The organism is Rhizobium sp. CFBP 13644 (assembly GCF_014842165.1).
GTDB lineage: Bacteria > Pseudomonadota > Alphaproteobacteria > Rhizobiales > Rhizobiaceae > Agrobacterium > Agrobacterium tumefaciens_C.
In genome coordinates, this window is sequence record NZ_JACYVF010000007.1 from 256,685 (window position 1) to 271,831 (window position 15,147).

The following is a 15,147-nucleotide window of genomic DNA, read 5'->3' on the forward strand; positions in this document are numbered from 1 at the left end:
GTTGTGCAGCAACCGTTCGAGAGTTCTCCATGAATAAAAGCATAGTTTTTTCTGTCGTACTTCTAGGCGTTGCCGTGGCCGGCTGCGCCACTACGGCTCCGAGACCAACCGTCCGGCCTGCGCACGATCAAAAGCCGATGGTGACGGCCAGTTATGCGGCGCAAACGGATGGCCTGTTCCCTGTTGCAGCAATCGACACGTCGAAGATCAACCCCAGGAATATTCGCCAACAGGTCGATTATCAGACTGGCGAAAAGCCGGGAACGATTGTTGTCGATACCGGGCAGCGCTTCGTATACCTCGTTCAGGAGGGCGGCAAGGCGATGCGTTATGGTGTCGGCGTCGGCCGGGAGGGACTGGAATTCAACGGCAGTGCCACGATCGGTTTTAAGCGTGAATGGCCTCGCTGGACGCCAACACCCAATATGATTGAGCGTCAACCTGACAGATATGCGCAGTGGAGCGGTGGTATGGAAGGTGGTCCCGCCAATCCACTTGGTGCGCGCGCACTCTATCTTGTTAAGGATGGGAAAGACACGTTGTACCGCATTCATGGCACCAACCAGCCGGACAGCATAGGTCAAGCGGTTTCGTCAGGATGCATCCGGATGATAAATCAGGACGTAATCGATCTCTATCGCCGCGTTCCGGCGGGAAGCAGGGTCGTCGTGATATAACAAGACGAAGCTGCTTCATCGTTGACGACTAGAATGAACTTTGTCGGCGGACTGGATGCGTGTGAGTGGTTACGGTGGCCACCGGCCGGTCGTGCAGACAATAGCGCGTATTCTCGACTGGAGAATCGAAGCTAAAAGCCCCGATTACGGAATTTAACAGGTTCTTCCAGGGAGAACAGATTTTATAAGGCAATCGCCTGCGGACATATCCCGATCGCGACGGCTCCATCTATGCAGAGGCCAATTGCTATCGGAATTGGTTATGCAACGCATCATGCTGGTCTGATCTTGATCAGCTATCTGGGATTTCGTCGATCCGAAGGATGCTCCGTAACAAGAGGTTCGCGCCGTCTCTGCATTGCAGTGGCGAGGAGTATTCGCGTTCGTTATGTGACAAGCCATCTCGCGAAGGAATGAAAATCATTGCCGTGGGCACCTTGCCTGCCAGATGAGCCGCATCGTGACCGGCACCCGAAACCATATGCAGCGCCGAAAGTCCGAGGCTCTCCGCCTCCTCCCGGATTATCTCGCTTAACCGCGCGTCAAACCGGACAGGAGACTTACGCCAAACTAGCGAGACTTCCGCTTGCGGCACAAGCCGCGCGATATCGGCTAACAACTCGTCCCCCATTGCGGCAAGGCCGGTTTCCTCGGGATGCCGCAGGTCTATTTCGAGACAAACTTCCCCAGGCACCACGTTGCGTGAGTTCGGCACTGCAGCGATGTAGCCCACCGTGGCGACGCCAGGAGGATTTCTGAGCGCGACAGCCTCCGTGGCAAGCACGACCTTCGCTGCTGAAACCAGTGCATCCTCGCGCAACGTCATCGGGAATGCGCCGGCATGTGCCTCCGTGCCACGAACGCGGACATCCAACCAACGAAGCCCTTGCACGCCGCTGACAATACCAACCGCGCTTCCATCGGCCTCCAGTACCGGCCCTTGCTCGATATGCAATTCCAAATAAGCCGCCATTGGAAGGTGGCCCGGAACATGCTCGCCGCGATAACCGGTCTTGTCCAGCGCCTCGCCCACTGTCACGCCCTCTTTATCGACTAGGGCATGAATGGTCCCGATATCGTGTACGCCACAGAAGACGCCTGACCCCATCATTGCTGGTGAGAACCTGGACCCCTCCTCGTTGGTCCAGTTGACGACGGTGAAAGGATGCCTCAACTTTCGACCCGAGACATAAAGCGCCCGCAGAACCTCCACTCCGGCCAGCACACCGAGAATGCCGTCAAAGCGCCCGCCCGCGGGCTGGGTGTCGAGATGACTGCCAACGGCAATGGTGGCCAGGCCCGTTTCTGAGCCAGGCAAGATCGCGAACATGTTGCCGATGCTGTCGACCTCAACAGTGCAACCAAGCGACTGGCATTCAGCTTTGAACCAGTCTCGAACTTCTCCGTCAGACGCGCTCAGCGCTAGTCGGTTCATGCCGGTCTTGCCATGCGCACCGATGCGGGCGGTCGAGAGAAGATCGGACCATAGTCGGTCAACATCGAGCGAAAGGTGAGACGGCATGTCGGATGGTCTCCCGGCATTCGTCATTCGACGCTCTCCTGCGCGGTGTCGTGGAAACGATACCTAAAATCGCAATGTGAGGCACCTTCCATGACTGTCTGCGTGCGCTCCAGCGTGATACGCGGATCGTAGCCGACACAGAAAACACCGTCGCGGTTGCACGAAAGGAGGTGGCCGATATGGCCAAGGCCCATCTCCTGGTAGGTCTCTGCATAGCGACAGCGCTTTACATTGTAATGAAATTCCTGTTCGGTCGCTTTTGTCACCTCGATCACGAGCGCATCGTCTTGCGTCCAGAGGTCCTGCAACTCCTGGAAGGTGCGCAACGTCGTGCCTCCGGGCGTCTTTTCGGCAAAATCCGCGCCCGCTTTTATTGCCGCCTTTCGGATGGCGGTGTCGAGAATGGATTGCGCCTTCTTCTCACCGATCTGATTGCGCATCTCTTCATAGATCGGTGCGATGATCCCGGCCTCGATCCTGCGACGGGCGAGGATGCCGATTTCGCCATGCATCGCAGACAGGGATGGTTGGCCTTCTCTACTCGTCACGATTGCTCTCCTGAACGGGCGGAAACCTCCGCTACGACTTAAGAACGCGCCTTGTGTAGAGCGCGAATTGATTCATACCTTGCGACGCCGACCGCGAACAAATGCCTTGGCTACTTGGTCGAGCCGGCTTTGCCAATAGCCGCAATTTCGGCTTTGCTGGTGGCTTACCAGTGGCCTTTTCGCCAGCCTCAACCCTTAAATTTGTTTGCGTGATGCGGGCAATATCGCGGGTCTTGCGCCAATACGATATAATCAGCGTGCACAATAGTCCAATCAGATATTTCGGCTCCAATCTTTAACATTGGTCACCACATCAGAGTGCAAGAACTTTCTCTCGTTCAGAGGGGAGGACCATGCCAGAATTTCGGTTTCTCGCAGTTCGCCACACTCGAGAATGGTTGTCTAGCGACCCATACGGTACTGAGCTAAGCTAAGATTTTGCAAGCAAAGGGAAATGAGAACCATAACGCCACGCCGGAAGAACCAGCGTCGGTCTCCGCAACTCGCCGAAAGGTCTTCGACCGACGCTGGCGCGATTTAAGTCGTCCCGGCCTTTGCCGAGACGACCCTTTGAGTTGTGACGCCGAAAGCAGTCAAGCGGAAACGTCGTCCAGCCATTCTCCAACACTTCGAGGTGTGAGGCCGAGGAGTTGTTGCGCGCTCGTGTCTTCAGCAATCACATTTTCATCCAGCGTTGAGAGCGCTTGATAGAAAGCCGCAACATTGGCAGCCGCAGGACCTAACATCGGCTCCAGCAATTTTCGGAATTCTTCCGGCGATTGTGCTTCGAACTGGACTTGCTTCTTGAACCGCTCCGAGAAGCCATCGGCCAGTGCAGGACCTTTCATTCCGGGCATGTGTCCCACCCCGACGATACCCGTTACCGTATGGTCCATTAACAACCTTTCGGCGACCTCGGCGATATCGAGATGGGAGCTCCAGGAAACAGGGAGATCCGCGCGGATCGGATATAGTAGAACGCCGTCTTGTTTCACCCCGTCGACCACCATGGGCAAAAGCAGATTTTCTAGGTAAAGGCGGGGCGCCACGATAGCATGAGATGTGTTGGTGCTGCCGATGCCGCGAATGAGCATTCCCATGGCACTGTCTTCAGGCACCTGAACAGTTGACCCGGGCCGATCAATCACGGCCCCGCTGGTCGAAATCACCACACGTTTGGGCTTTGCTGTCTCAATCGCTTCCAGGAAGTTTCGCGCATATTCGATGCGCAAAGGTTCAGGAGCCTGGGGCAGATGGAAGAAGATTCCATTCGCATCCATATATGCAGACACAAGTGACTCCACGGAACTGTTGTCGACAGTGACACACGGCTTCCCCTGTGAATTAGCTGGATCGCGAACCGCGGCAAATACGGGTTCGCCTTTAGAGAGGAGGAGGTCAAAAAGCGGACCGCCTTGGGCTCCTGTCGCGCCGTGAATGATGAAAGACATCGCTTACTCCGTTATCGTTGCTGACTGGAGTTTATTGGTGTATTATGTGCATCAGTTACGTCAAATGCACTAATGAAAGAAAAGTCGATGGGTGCAAAAAAAATACCGTGCTGTGGCGTTGAGCGATTTCTGCTTCTTCTAGATGGTCCCTGGGCTACCTTGATAATCCGTGAGCTATTGAGTGGTCCTCGCCGCTTTACCGAATTGCGCGGCATGCTCCCGGGGATCAGCGCGCACACGCTGACCCATCGCCTCCGGCGATTTGAAGAACATGGTCTGGTGACGCGGATGGCGTACGCCGAAACTCCGCCGCGCGTGGTCTACGAGCTGACCGAACTCGGGACGTCGTTGCACGATATCCTCTATGCCATGAAGGACTGGGGTGATGCGCTTCCGGGCAAGATTTTCGATCGCGCCACAATTTCACCCACCAAGCAGCAGCGTGGAGAGCTTAGCCACGAAGCTGAAGAGTGAAACCCGGCATGCGGGTTGCGGATTGATTGGCGAAGGAGCCATTCTTCATCTGCATAGCTGTAGTTGCGGCCCAGATTGCTGGCGGGGCTCCCGCTACGTCAGGCCGACAACCCGAAAGAAGATAATGCAGAACACTCCAGGATCAGCATAGCTGACCTTCGAAGAAATGCGTTTGATCGGCAAAACCGAAACTGTAAAGTTTTGCGCCTTTGGCGGCTGAAGCCGATGAACGCAATCTCTCGCAGCCATGCCTGTGGCTTTTTGACAGCGACGCAGCAAGGTTTGTTCTTGCAGCCCTATTTGCTCGCCCACGTCGCAAGTCCGGCATCTGTCTCTCCGTTAGCTCGGAGAACATGCCGACCCTTGACAATGGCCACTATTGGTTTGACGTGGATCGGATATCCCGAAAGCGTTTTGGGCGACCAGCAGCTTTCGTGCCGTCTGGGCCATGACCACAGGCCCGAAGAAGAACTCAACCAGGTTCCAGTCGAGATCGGTCAATTCCAACAGTCCCCACCGAGATGAGATCGCCGCTGCCAATGCTCAGACGATCAATGTTGAGCGCCACATGAGCAAAGCGCTTACGCAGTCGTCGGCAGATCTAGAGTGGGTTGTAATCGAACGGCCGTCGAGCAGGCCCGTTTCCGCCAGAAGAAGCGCCTGTGAGGAAACCGAAGCCACTACAGAGCCCCACCATAATGCACACACAGTCATCGTCACTCACCTGCACGAAGACCACTGGGACAGGAGGCGCTAGATGCTGCCGATCTTCGCAAAGCGACGCGGACGTTGCGACTATTCGCGAATAGTGTTTCCCTAACGCCCGCGTTCTGTCAGCGACGTCAAGTTCTACGGGGATTCGGGTCGTCAGAGCGAGGCCCGACGATCTGACAAAGAGATGTTGCGGCAGTGCTAGGAGGCCACGGACAAAATTTGACGATCCTCAACACCCCGTATGCGAAGATCGTCAAGATTGAGAGGGGGATCAACAAGAAACGCAGGACGGCTTTCGTAACACAAGGCGGCCCCTGACATAAATCTCATCTGCAGCTACATGGAAGCAGTGGACCACTGCGGCAAGTCGGTACCTTGAGTACCGGAGAAGATGGGTTGCCATGTGCCCGCCAAGTTCGCCGCCCTCAGGTTTGATCTAGTTGAGGATATTTTCGTTGACTGCGGCGTTTTGCAACGTGCGAAATGCTAAGGCAGCCTGATCTGCTGAGGCTGTGAAAACCGCTTTACCGAGTGATTTAACCTCCTCCGTAAGTTCAGGACCCGCTAGCCGCGCCGAACCGACTCCAAACACCGGTTGGGGATGATATTCGATATTGAGTTCCTGCAACTTTGCGGCATGTACACCTCGGATTTTTGAAAGCGCCGTTATTGATGCCTCGAAGCCCCCAGTCGCTGGACCTGCGGTGAACAGCTTGCCATCCTCGACAACAGAGCCACCTTCTACGACGTCGCAGCCAAACTCTGAAAGTCGATCTATGCACTGTAAGTTGGTGGTTGCACGTCTATTTCTAAGAAGACCCGCGGCACCAAACAGAAGAACGCCTGCGCAGATACCTATCAGGTAAGGATCATGCCGGGCCTGAGAACGAACAAATGAGAGAGTTTCGGGATCGGAATACACATAAGGCGCCATTGCTCCCACGGCCAAGACGTCAAGTGCGGGGCATTCGTCGTAGGTGGTGGAAGCAGCCACCCTGAGTCCGCCCCAGGCAAGAACCTCGGCCTTCGTTTTCCCCACATGGTGGAGTTCGACATTTGGATTCAGACCAAACACTGACTGAACTCCAACAATGTCCATCATTTGCACGAACGGCTCGATTAAGATGCCCACCTTCAAAGGCCGACCAACATTTTCTGTCATTTTGATTTCCTGTCATACGTTAACAGAGACAATAGTATGAATTCCGCTGACTGGAATGACATTAGATTGATGATTTCTGCCAGACTGCCTCATCAGGATCGTAACGACATGTAGCTCGCCAGCCGCTGTCTGTGTCGCAATGTGGATAACCGTTGAACAAGGGCATCATCTTTGCGTGGTAACCCTCACAAGGATTCGGTAAGGGGATTGCACGAGCAACAGCTCCAATTTCAGTTTGTTACGTTTGCGGTGTTATTTGTCCTGGCGCATCCCGAAATGCATCCGATATTGACCGGGGCTCGTTCCGAAGGTGTTGGAGAACCGCCGAATAAAGGTTTCTTCGGTGGTATAACCGCACTGCCGAGCTACTTCCTTGATGGAGCGACGGGTGTTTATTATAAGTTCGCGCGACGCCTCAAGTCGAAGCTTTTCAACAGCTTTGCTGGGTGTATGATCCAGTTGCGCACGGTACTGCCTCATGAACGTCCTTTCACTCATCCCAACCTTTCTCGCAAGGACTGGCACCGACAGATCGTGAGCCAGGTTGTCACTTATCCAAGCATGCAGATCAGAGAAGCGGCCGCTTTTTGACTGAAGTTTCAAAGGCTCACTAAATTGTGCCTGATCACCTGGACGCCTGAGAAACATGACGAGCTGGCGCGCAACTTTTAAAGCTGTCGCTTTACCGAGGTCTTGCTCAACGAGCGCAAGAGCTAGGTCAATTCCCGCAGTTACACCAGCAGAGGTCCAAACCGGACCGTCGTTTATGTAAATCGGTCCCCGCTCAACGATTACTCTGGGGAACTGGCGCTCTAATTCGTCATAGTGTGACCAGTGTGTTGTGGCTCGTCGTCCATCAAGTTGCCCAGTGGCAGCCAGCACAAAAGCCCCGCTACAAACCGTTGCCACTCTGCTTGCCTTGCGAGCATGGGATGAGAAGGCCGACCGAAATTCGAAAGCGTCGACGTCGTGGGGGATAGCCGGGCCACCTGGTATGATAAGGGTATTTGGGACAGATAACGTGCGTTCTACCGGGAGCGTACGCAGAGACATCCCAAGAGATAATTCGACTTCTCCGTCCATTGAGACCACACTGATATCATACGGTTTTGTCTCATCGCTGCTCAAGTGATTGGCAGTCTGAAACACATCGAGCGGTCCGGAAAAGTCAAGTAAGCTCATGCCCGTATATGCAAAAAGTTGAATGGGAATCTGCTTCGTCATCTTGTCCTCATAGTAGAGCCGACGCAGGCCGGCATTTTGCAGGAAACGTGAAACCGTAAGCCTGTGAGAAATCGAGTATGTGACCGCGGGCGGGGGCGGAACACGGAAACGATCTTGAAAAGCTCGCGTGTTCCTTCTGTCCCGCTCCGCTGTGATCTACCGTGCTCGTGGATCCATGGACGACTTCGTCAAAGCCGGCCCGAGAGCTGGGTTGCGTACCGCATCGTGTCGAGCCTCGAACGTCAGCAATCCGAGCCGAAGCCTGGTTCGCTAATGCCGGAAAGGATGATCATCTGCACCAACTCACCGCAGAGGTGAATCAAGGCGTAGCAGCATGGCAATGGTTCATTTCGGAAGCGCCACCAGATGCAGGACCAATCTCGAATTCCACATCGACGGAACCGGCCTTTTCAAAGATAAGCGTCGCTTCCACCATCTCACCTTCCTTGAAGGGTTGAGGGACCTTCATGAACATAACGTGCAGACCACCCGGTTTGAGCTCCACCGTCGCGCCTGCGGGAATGGCGATACCGGTGGAAACTTCACGCATCTTCATTACATCGTTTTCTATCGTCATTTCGTGGAGTTGCATGACCCCCGCGCGGCTCGATCTAGCTGAAACCAGCCGGTCGTCAGTTTTGCCGCGATTGATAATCTTGAGATAGCCTCCGCCAACGGGAGCGCCCGCAACCATTGCGCGGGAGTTGGGGTGAACGATTTCCAGATCTGCAATCTTGAAGTCGTGTGCAAGCAGTGGCGATGCAAAGAGTACGAAGCCGAGAGAGATTGCTTTAAGACGTTTCTTCATGGTCTTCTCCGTTTTATGGGTTGGCAAGTTGAAACTGGCTATTCTTTTACGCAGCTTCAAAATTATCGGCAGGCCGTAACCGGCAGGATAACTGAGTGTCCGGTGCTGGACGCGAGCAGTTCGGCTTCGATCCCGTAGACTTCCCTGAGTGAGCGTGCATGGATGACGTGGGAAAAAGTACCGCAACCGGCGACCTTGCCGCGATCAAGTAAAACGATCTTGTCAGTGTGACGGGCGGCAAGATTGAGATCGTGAATAGCGACAACTACGAGGGCACCACTTCGCTCGACATAGCTGCGAAGTCGCTCAAAAACTTTTAGTTGGTGTCGGATGTCCAGCGCACTTGTTGCCTCGTCGAGAAGCAGCAGTTGGGGTGCCCTTAACAGACGCTGAGCCAAAAGCACCAGCTGCTGTTGACCACCGGACAACGTTCGCATGTTGCGGTTATGTAGCTCCACGATCCCGAAGTCACCAAGCACGGCCAGCGCCTCCTCGAGATGGGTCATCGAGACGCGCCAGCCGAGTTGTTCGTGCCGTCCTAACAGGACGGTTTCGATCACACTTAGGTCAGCACGTACGTGGGTGTGTTGCGGCATGTAGCCAATCTGACGCAGATCGACAGGCTTTGCTTGCCAAGTGATACTCCCCGAAAAAGGCATAAGATTTGCTATGGCATCAATAAGGGTCGATTTCCCTGTACCATTCGGCCCGACAACACCAATGATCTGCCCCGGTGACAATTCGGCATTTATATCGTGCAGGATCGCTGCTTTCCCGCGAGCGACGACAACATGTTCGAGTTTAAGTGTCATCGTAGAAGCTAACCCTTCCCACCGCGTCGGGCGATGATCGCAAAGAGAATAGGAACGCCTGCCACCGCGGTGATGATCCCGACCGGAATGACGGCACCGGGCGAGATGAATTTGCCGAAGACGGACGCGCTGAGCAGGATGATGCCACCGGTCACCGCCGACAGTGGCAAGGCAAAACGGTGGTCCTCTCCCACCAAAGACCGTGCCGCATGTGGTGCGATCAGGCCAACAAAGCCGACGGTTCCGACAAAAGACACGGCCGCGGCGGTCAAAACTGCGACAATCAGGAAGCTGCGCCGCCGTACGGCTTCGACGGAAAGGCCAAGGCTCAACGCATTGGCGTCTCCAAGCCTCAGCGTCGTCAAAGACCATGCGTCGCGAAGAACGAACGGAATGCACAAAAGCACGAGAAGTCCTGTTACCGTCACACTGGTCCAAGTTGATTTTAGCAGGCTGCCGAACAGCCAGAACACGATCTGCTGAAGCATTTCAGGCGACGCCAGAAACTGCAAAAGTGATTGTACGGACTGGAAGAAGAACAATACGGCGATGCCACCCAGCACCAGGACCTCTGGTGTGGCGCTTCTTAAACGCGCAATCACATAGACGAGACCGCAAGCCGCAAGCGTCATTACGAAGGCGCAAACGGGCGTAACGATATAGGCTGGCAGGGGTACAAGCTCCCCGTACATGATGGCAAGCGCTGCTCCAAAGCCGGCTGCTGCGGAAAAGCCCAGCGTAAAGGGACTGGCCAGCGGATTGTCCAGGATGGTCTGCATCTGGAGACCTGCAAGCCCCAGGCAGGCACCCACCAACGTCCCCATCAATGTTTGTGGCATGCGCAATTGCCACAGGATGGTTGCCACGGCACGGTCCCCACCATAAGGACCTGCCAGAAGGCCGTTCCAGACGTCGCTAAGGGGCATGCCTGACGGACCGGTTGTGAGATCCAAGACCATCAACATCGCCAGAAAAACGCAGGCAAGGACGATGGTTGCTGTGCGGCGGCTCGACTCGGTACGGTAACCTTTATGGCTCCCATCCACAGATGTGCTGGCTCTCGTCATTGGGCCTGGGCCTCGTACGGCAGTACGAAGACGCCATCTGCCTTTACGGGGAGCCATTTTTCATAATAATCAAGGATGTTGCGTGCCGGATCGACGTCCTTGAAAGCGTCCGGATAAAGTTGCTTGGCGATATATTGCGCATAGACATAGTCGGAGAGCGTGCGAGCTCCACCGTGGTAAATTGCGTATATGTCGGCATTCTTGACCGCTGGTAGGTCGCTCCAACCTGGTCGGGCCACGTAGGCCGCCATGCGGGCCCTTGCTACAGCGGGATCAGCGCCAAAGCCAACGGTTACCGCCTGCGGCTTGCTCAGCCACTCTGAACCCGCAAGAAAGATAAGATCCGGCTTCTTTGCGAGAACGTATTCCGGGCTGAGTGGCCCCCAGTTGCCGATCTGTCCCTTGGCGATGTTTTGACCGCCAAGTTGATCAATGAGCGCACCCCACATACTTGATCCGTAGGAGTTTCCGACTTCGGACGGCCCCTTCTGAGCGAGTTCGACATAGACCTTCTTCGTTGTTGGGCCGGCCTTTTTGATACGGGCATCAATATCTTCGAACGCATGCTTGTAGTTATCCGCGAGTTTTTCCGCGCGATCTTCCGTGCCAAGAAGTTTTCCGAGCGCCAATGTGGAAGCGACATGTTTTTCGACGGTCTGGGCATTGTAATCCAGGGTGACGATTGGAATGCCGGCAGCTTCGATCTGCTTGATACCTTCTCCCAACGCATCATAACTCCACGCAGCCAGGATCAGAAGATCCGGTTTTGCGGCGATGACTTTTTCGATAGAGAATGTGCTGTCTTCTGTATTTCCGACGTCAGGGATGGAGGCAAGCTTCGGCAACGCTTTCTCGTAGGCTGCGAACTGGTTCGGGCGCCAGTCCTTCCAGGTCGAAAGCGATAGCGCGACCACCTTGTCCAAAGAGCCTGGACCAGCGATTGCAAGATAGTCCTCATAATAGAAGCCCAATACTATGCGTTCTGGAATTTTGGGAACTGTAACCGTCCGGCCTTTGACATCTGTAACGGTAATGTCGGCAAAAGCTTGGGAACCAAAGGCAAGAAAACCGATGAATGTTGATAGCACCAATTTTTTCATTTCATCTTCCTAAATTTGAAGCTCGGTTGTTTTACTTTCGCATAGATCACTGATGTGGCTGGAGCGTCTTGAGATATTCGACGATGTCGCCGACGCTGCTGTCGTCCTTCACGCCGGCAAATCCCATCGACGTGCCTTTCACAAGATCGCGCGGTTTTCGCAGAAATTGCTGAAGCTTCTCTGCCTCCCAGGCTTTTCCATCAGCGGCAAATTCCTGCATTGCCTTGGAATATCTGAAGCCCTCGACACTTGCGACTTTGCGCCCGACAATCCCCGGCAGGTGTGGTCCGACTTTATTTTTGGGTTCGCTAGCCACATGACATGCTGAGCACTGTTTTTTGAATAGTGCAGCGCCTCGTTCGGCGTCAGCGCTGACTGCGATACCGGGGATGGCTGAAAGCGCTGACAGGAGCAGAAAAGTCGTTTTCATCTTTTTCTCCTAGTTCTTGCCCAAAAGATCGCGGATTTTTGCTACTGCCGTCTCCTGTGTCGAGCCGTAAGAGATTGTCCCCTTCAGGTCACCTTTTTCGGTCAGCAGCAAGACGGAAGCGGTGTGATCCATCGTGTAGTCGCCATCGTCCGTCGGCACTTTTTTCGCATATATGTTCCAACTCTTGATGACGTCTTGCATTTCAGAGGGATCGCCCGTCACGCCAGTAATTCTGTCGGTGAATGCGGACGTGTAGTTGTGCATCAATTCCGGCGTATCTCGCTCAGGATCTACCGAGAAGAAGAAAGCTTTTAGACCGTCCGCTTCCGATCCAAGCGACTTGAACCAGCCTGCCATCTCGTAAAGAGTCGTGGGGCAGACCTCAGGGCAATGGGTGAACCCGAAGAAAAGCAGTGTCGGCTGCCCCTTCAGTGCGGCCTCCGTTATCGGTTGGCCGCGGTCGTCGGTAAGCCGGAAGGCGGTACCGAGTTGCATGGTTTCCATTTTGGGCGTGTTCACCACGATCAAGGTGACTAGGCCCCCAAAGAGACTCACTGTGAGGCAAAAAATCATGATGGCAATGCGCGTATGTTTCGGTTGCATGACGCAATCTTCCTTTTATTTAAGGTTTACCCGACCAACATCGGGACATCGGGAATGGCGGCGAGGCAGCTCAAGGCACGCCTGATGGGTTGAGATTGCGAATGACCAGACAATCGACTGCAAGGACACCGACCGGTACGAGCCGGGTAAGAGGAAACAAAAATGAGACGGCCAGCATGATGTTGTCTCTGTTGTTCCCAAGGTGCGATGTTGAGAGGTATTGCCGAAACTGTCATGCTGTCACTCTGACGTTGTAAGAGCCAAGGCAGGACGGATGGTGCTCGGAGAAAAGCCGGCTGCAAGTCGTTCAAGCGCTGCCCTGTCAAGAATTGTCACGATTTCGGGGCGGACGAAGGAAATCAGCTTCTCCCGCTTCAGTCGACTAAGGTTGCGACTTACCGTTTCAAGGGTAAGGCCGAGGTAGTCGGCAATTTCTGCGCGCGTCAGATGAAGCGCAAATGTGGTTTTTCGGGAGGCTCGTCCGCCAATTCCTCGTGCGAACTGTGTAGCCAAATCAAGTAAGAAACAGGCGATCCTCTCCGTAACGGTCTTTCGTCCAAGCGAGACGGCGTGCGCCTGGATCCGTTGGAAAGAGAGATAGAGCGCTGCTTGAATCTCCATAGGCGACACGGCGGAGTTGACAAGCCTTTCCACTTTCGTCGGTACAACCGCTTGTGCCTCGCAGTTCTCAAGGCTCGCCATCGCATAGGAGAAGATGCGCCCTGGGCCTAAAATATCAAGGATTTGCCTACGGTCACCGTTTAGCTCCTGATAGATGACAACACACCCATCAACGATGCGAAAAGCGTCCCGGCGTATTTGCTGGAGGAAAATCGGTCTTCTAGGGACGAGCGTCATCGCCTGCGCTCTGACTAAAAATCCGGCATCCTCAGCGTCCTGAGACGTGTCTTGCGGTGGTTCGGAAATATGTGATTGGGATAACATCTGTTTCCATCCGGTTGCGTACCCTAAAAGTCACCGGAGGACATCAGATCCTTCTGGCAACGATGATACGAAGCTGAAAAAAACCACCACCGGGATCCGATAGTGGTTGCTCAGGCGGACTGAAACTTAGGGGGAGCGCGCGCAGCGGTATTAGGAGGAAAGAGCTGACGATAAGACGCTTCGTGGCGTGCGGGAAGGACCGCAGCGTTTCGCTGAGGAACCAACGAGCCGCAATTGTCTGCCTGCGGCGGCAGCAATATTGCGGTCGTCAGACGGCAAGCTTCGCAACCCGTTCCCAATCCATGATTGGCATCGCCAGAGTTGCCGTCGTCAGATGGAAGGCACAAGACTGGCGAAGTACCGTCAGGAAGAGTGTAAAGTGTGACTTCGGAAGGGGAGAGCGTCTGCGCATATACATGAGGTGACTTATGCGCAAAACCAATGCATACGAAGGCGACGGCGCATAAGATGCACAGCAGCTTTCCGAACTTGCTATTTGCCTTATACATTGGACCACCCCTCGGACAAAACAACTAGCGATACTTAGCGACGGTGGCAATGCGACAAATTCGCAGGGGAAATACAATCGCCGCCTAGGTGGGCGGACGTCGTCAAGGCGGCCAACGTTCCTGCAATAAGCTACTGCCAGTTGGGCAGTAATTTCCGGACGGCTCTTCAATTTGCACCTTCGATTGGAAAGCGGTGCTGAAAACAGAGAAATGGTCAAGATTTTGTCGGCGCCGCTACAAGGACCTGTGGCGGACTACTGTTTATCTGGTTCGGGCGCGGGCTGTACGTTTGGCATTCCCTCAGATGGGGCTAGGCTATTTCCCGATATTGCTAACCGTTCTTCTGATCGCAATCGGCGCGGCGAGCATGGCTCAGTCACTCGTTGCCGATGGTGACTGCAGCGAGCCGGAAATCCGGAACTGGAACGCATACAGCCTCGTGATTGCATGGCCGATAGGCTTTGGGTTTCTGCTTGCGGATCTCGTACTTGCACCAACCATGTTTCCGTTGATCATTGGAACCGCAGCCGGTACACCAACTGGCGGCAATCGGCGTTCTACCCGGGTTGGGGCCGACAGCAACGATCGCGACGCTCTTGCCCATCACCTTTGGCTTGCCGCCGAAATCAGCACTTTTCATGCTGGCAGGTATTTTTTATTGGGCACAATCCGGCGGCTCGACGACAGCCATTCTCATCAATTTGCCCGGCGGAAACTCATCCGTTGTCGCGATGGAGAAGCGGATTTCGCCCAACCGGGCAGAATTCGGTAAGGAAGCAATCTAGGGGCGCGCGGCACCTGAAGCAGCCAATAAAGCCGGAGCGCAGACCCCATTCATTCCGATGCTAACACTCGGCATCCCGGCAATCCAGTGATGGAACTCATGGTTGGCGCGATGATCAATTAGGGAATCACGCTCGAATTGCTTGTTCGCTTTTCGTTCATCAACTGATGAATTTGATCCGCGTGTCCTTGAAGTCCGAAATAATAGGTTGGACTCAACCGCGGATATCGAGACCGTGGAAGCGTGCGATGTCTGAATTCCGCCGATTTACGTCCTTTACGACTTTTGGAGGTTCCTGGATAAGTATGTGCAGTAAG

14 protein-coding genes and 1 pseudogene are annotated in these 15,147 nt (G+C 54.5%); 3 read left to right on the top strand and 12 right to left on the bottom strand.

The features are described 5' to 3' along the window. Positions 1-29 precede the first annotated feature (29 nt). On the top strand, positions 30-677 hold the full coding sequence (locus IFT53_RS17890; RefSeq protein WP_192067804.1) for a L,D-transpeptidase: 648 nt from the start codon (positions 30-32) through the stop codon (positions 675-677). Between the two features lie 292 nt (positions 678-969). On the opposite strand, the gene IFT53_RS17895 is transcribed toward IFT53_RS17890, so the two are convergent. The 3 genes from IFT53_RS17895 to IFT53_RS17905 all read right to left on the bottom strand — a co-directional run bounded on the left by IFT53_RS17895 (position 970) and on the right by IFT53_RS17905 (position 4,198). Then, entirely contained in the window at positions 970-2,226 is a 1,257-nt protein-coding gene (locus tag IFT53_RS17895) for a M20 family metallo-hydrolase (RefSeq protein ID WP_192067802.1), read from the bottom strand. Beyond that, positions 2,223-2,711, bottom strand: coding sequence for an L-2-amino-thiazoline-4-carboxylic acid hydrolase (locus IFT53_RS17900; RefSeq protein ID WP_192067885.1), 489 nt, complete (start codon positions 2,709-2,711; stop codon positions 2,223-2,225). Before IFT53_RS17900 ends, IFT53_RS17895 begins: the two co-directional genes overlap by 4 nt. Positions 2,712-3,340: 629 nt before the next feature. Next, positions 3,341-4,198, bottom strand: a complete 858-nt coding sequence (locus tag IFT53_RS17905; protein WP_192067800.1) for an NmrA family NAD(P)-binding protein — start codon at positions 4,196-4,198, stop codon at positions 3,341-3,343. Between the two features lie 87 nt (positions 4,199-4,285). On the opposite strand from IFT53_RS17905, the gene IFT53_RS17910 reads away from it, so the two are divergent. After that, the gene (locus IFT53_RS17910) at positions 4,286-4,672 is read left to right on the top strand and encodes a winged helix-turn-helix transcriptional regulator (protein ID WP_192067799.1); all 387 of its coding nucleotides are present in this window, start codon (positions 4,286-4,288) and stop codon (positions 4,670-4,672) included. Positions 4,673-5,822: 1,150 nt separating this feature from the next. On the opposite strand, the gene IFT53_RS17915 is transcribed toward IFT53_RS17910, so the two are convergent. The 9 genes from IFT53_RS17915 to IFT53_RS17955 all read right to left on the bottom strand — a co-directional run bounded on the left by IFT53_RS17915 (position 5,823) and on the right by IFT53_RS17955 (position 13,537). Next, positions 5,823-6,548: a DJ-1/PfpI family protein gene (locus IFT53_RS17915; RefSeq protein ID WP_192067797.1), complete on the bottom strand. Its 726-nt coding sequence runs from the start codon at positions 6,546-6,548 to the stop codon at positions 5,823-5,825. A 252-nt stretch (positions 6,549-6,800) separates the two neighbouring features. After that, positions 6,801-7,772, bottom strand: a complete 972-nt coding sequence (locus tag IFT53_RS17920; protein ID WP_192067795.1) for a GlxA family transcriptional regulator — start codon at positions 7,770-7,772, stop codon at positions 6,801-6,803. A gap of 319 nt (positions 7,773-8,091) precedes the next feature. Beyond that, complete coding sequence (locus IFT53_RS17925; RefSeq protein WP_192067794.1) at positions 8,092-8,580, bottom strand: copper chaperone PCu(A)C; 489 nt, start codon at positions 8,578-8,580, stop codon at positions 8,092-8,094. A gap of 62 nt (positions 8,581-8,642) precedes the next feature. Continuing rightward, positions 8,643-9,392, bottom strand: coding sequence for an ABC transporter ATP-binding protein (locus IFT53_RS17930; RefSeq protein ID WP_192067792.1), 750 nt, complete (start codon positions 9,390-9,392; stop codon positions 8,643-8,645). Positions 9,393-9,400: 8 nt separating this feature from the next. Continuing rightward, a complete protein-coding gene (locus tag IFT53_RS17935; protein ID WP_192067790.1) occupies positions 9,401-10,459 on the bottom strand; it encodes a FecCD family ABC transporter permease in 1,059 nt (352 codons plus the stop codon). Continuing rightward, positions 10,456-11,559 carry an ABC transporter substrate-binding protein gene (locus IFT53_RS17940; protein WP_192067788.1) on the bottom strand — a complete coding sequence of 368 codons (1,104 nt, stop codon included), beginning with the start codon at positions 11,557-11,559 and terminating at the stop codon, positions 10,456-10,458. The genes IFT53_RS17935 and IFT53_RS17940 overlap by 4 nt, the downstream gene beginning before the upstream one ends. Before the next feature lie 46 nt (positions 11,560-11,605). Continuing rightward, positions 11,606-11,989 (bottom strand): c-type cytochrome, encoded by a 384-nt coding sequence (locus IFT53_RS17945; protein ID WP_192067786.1) that lies wholly within the window; start codon positions 11,987-11,989, stop codon positions 11,606-11,608. A gap of 9 nt (positions 11,990-11,998) precedes the next feature. Next, on the bottom strand, positions 11,999-12,592 hold the full coding sequence (locus IFT53_RS17950; protein ID WP_192067784.1) for an SCO family protein: 594 nt from the start codon (positions 12,590-12,592) through the stop codon (positions 11,999-12,001). Positions 12,593-12,832: 240 nt separating this feature from the next. Then, positions 12,833-13,537, bottom strand: coding sequence for a Crp/Fnr family transcriptional regulator (locus IFT53_RS17955; RefSeq protein WP_192067783.1), 705 nt, complete (start codon positions 13,535-13,537; stop codon positions 12,833-12,835). A 1,057-nt stretch (positions 13,538-14,594) separates the two neighbouring features. Here IFT53_RS17955 and IFT53_RS17960 point away from each other — a divergent pair. Further along, positions 14,595-14,774 (top strand): annotated as a pseudogene (locus tag IFT53_RS17960) (tripartite tricarboxylate transporter permease); the annotation flags it as partial. Positions 14,775-15,147 lie beyond the last annotated feature (373 nt).

Coding starts and splice junctions, on each gene's coding strand:
- IFT53_RS17940 (WP_192067788.1), bottom strand. CDS start 11,559: ATGAAAAAATTGGTGCTATCAACATTCATCGGTTTTCTTGCCTTTGGT.
- IFT53_RS17910 (WP_192067799.1), top strand. CDS start 4,286: ATGGGTGCAAAAAAAATACCGTGCTGTGGCGTTGAGCGATTTCTGCTT.
- IFT53_RS17925 (WP_192067794.1), bottom strand. CDS start 8,580: ATGAAGAAACGTCTTAAAGCAATCTCTCTCGGCTTCGTACTCTTTGCA.
- IFT53_RS17950 (WP_192067784.1), bottom strand. CDS start 12,592: ATGCAACCGAAACATACGCGCATTGCCATCATGATTTTTTGCCTCACA.
- IFT53_RS17905 (WP_192067800.1), bottom strand. CDS start 4,198: ATGTCTTTCATCATTCACGGCGCGACAGGAGCCCAAGGCGGTCCGCTT.
- IFT53_RS17915 (WP_192067797.1), bottom strand. CDS start 6,548: ATGACAGAAAATGTTGGTCGGCCTTTGAAGGTGGGCATCTTAATCGAG.
- IFT53_RS17920 (WP_192067795.1), bottom strand. CDS start 7,772: ATGACGAAGCAGATTCCCATTCAACTTTTTGCATATACGGGCATGAGC.
- IFT53_RS17955 (WP_192067783.1), bottom strand. CDS start 13,537: ATGTTATCCCAATCACATATTTCCGAACCACCGCAAGACACGTCTCAG.
- IFT53_RS17930 (WP_192067792.1), bottom strand. CDS start 9,392: ATGACACTTAAACTCGAACATGTTGTCGTCGCTCGCGGGAAAGCAGCG.
- IFT53_RS17900 (WP_192067885.1), bottom strand. CDS start 2,711: ATGCATGGCGAAATCGGCATCCTCGCCCGTCGCAGGATCGAGGCCGGG.
- IFT53_RS17935 (WP_192067790.1), bottom strand. CDS start 10,459: ATGACGAGAGCCAGCACATCTGTGGATGGGAGCCATAAAGGTTACCGT.
- IFT53_RS17895 (WP_192067802.1), bottom strand. CDS start 2,226: ATGACGAATGCCGGGAGACCATCCGACATGCCGTCTCACCTTTCGCTC.
- IFT53_RS17890 (WP_192067804.1), top strand. CDS start 30: ATGAATAAAAGCATAGTTTTTTCTGTCGTACTTCTAGGCGTTGCCGTG.
- IFT53_RS17945 (WP_192067786.1), bottom strand. CDS start 11,989: ATGAAAACGACTTTTCTGCTCCTGTCAGCGCTTTCAGCCATCCCCGGT.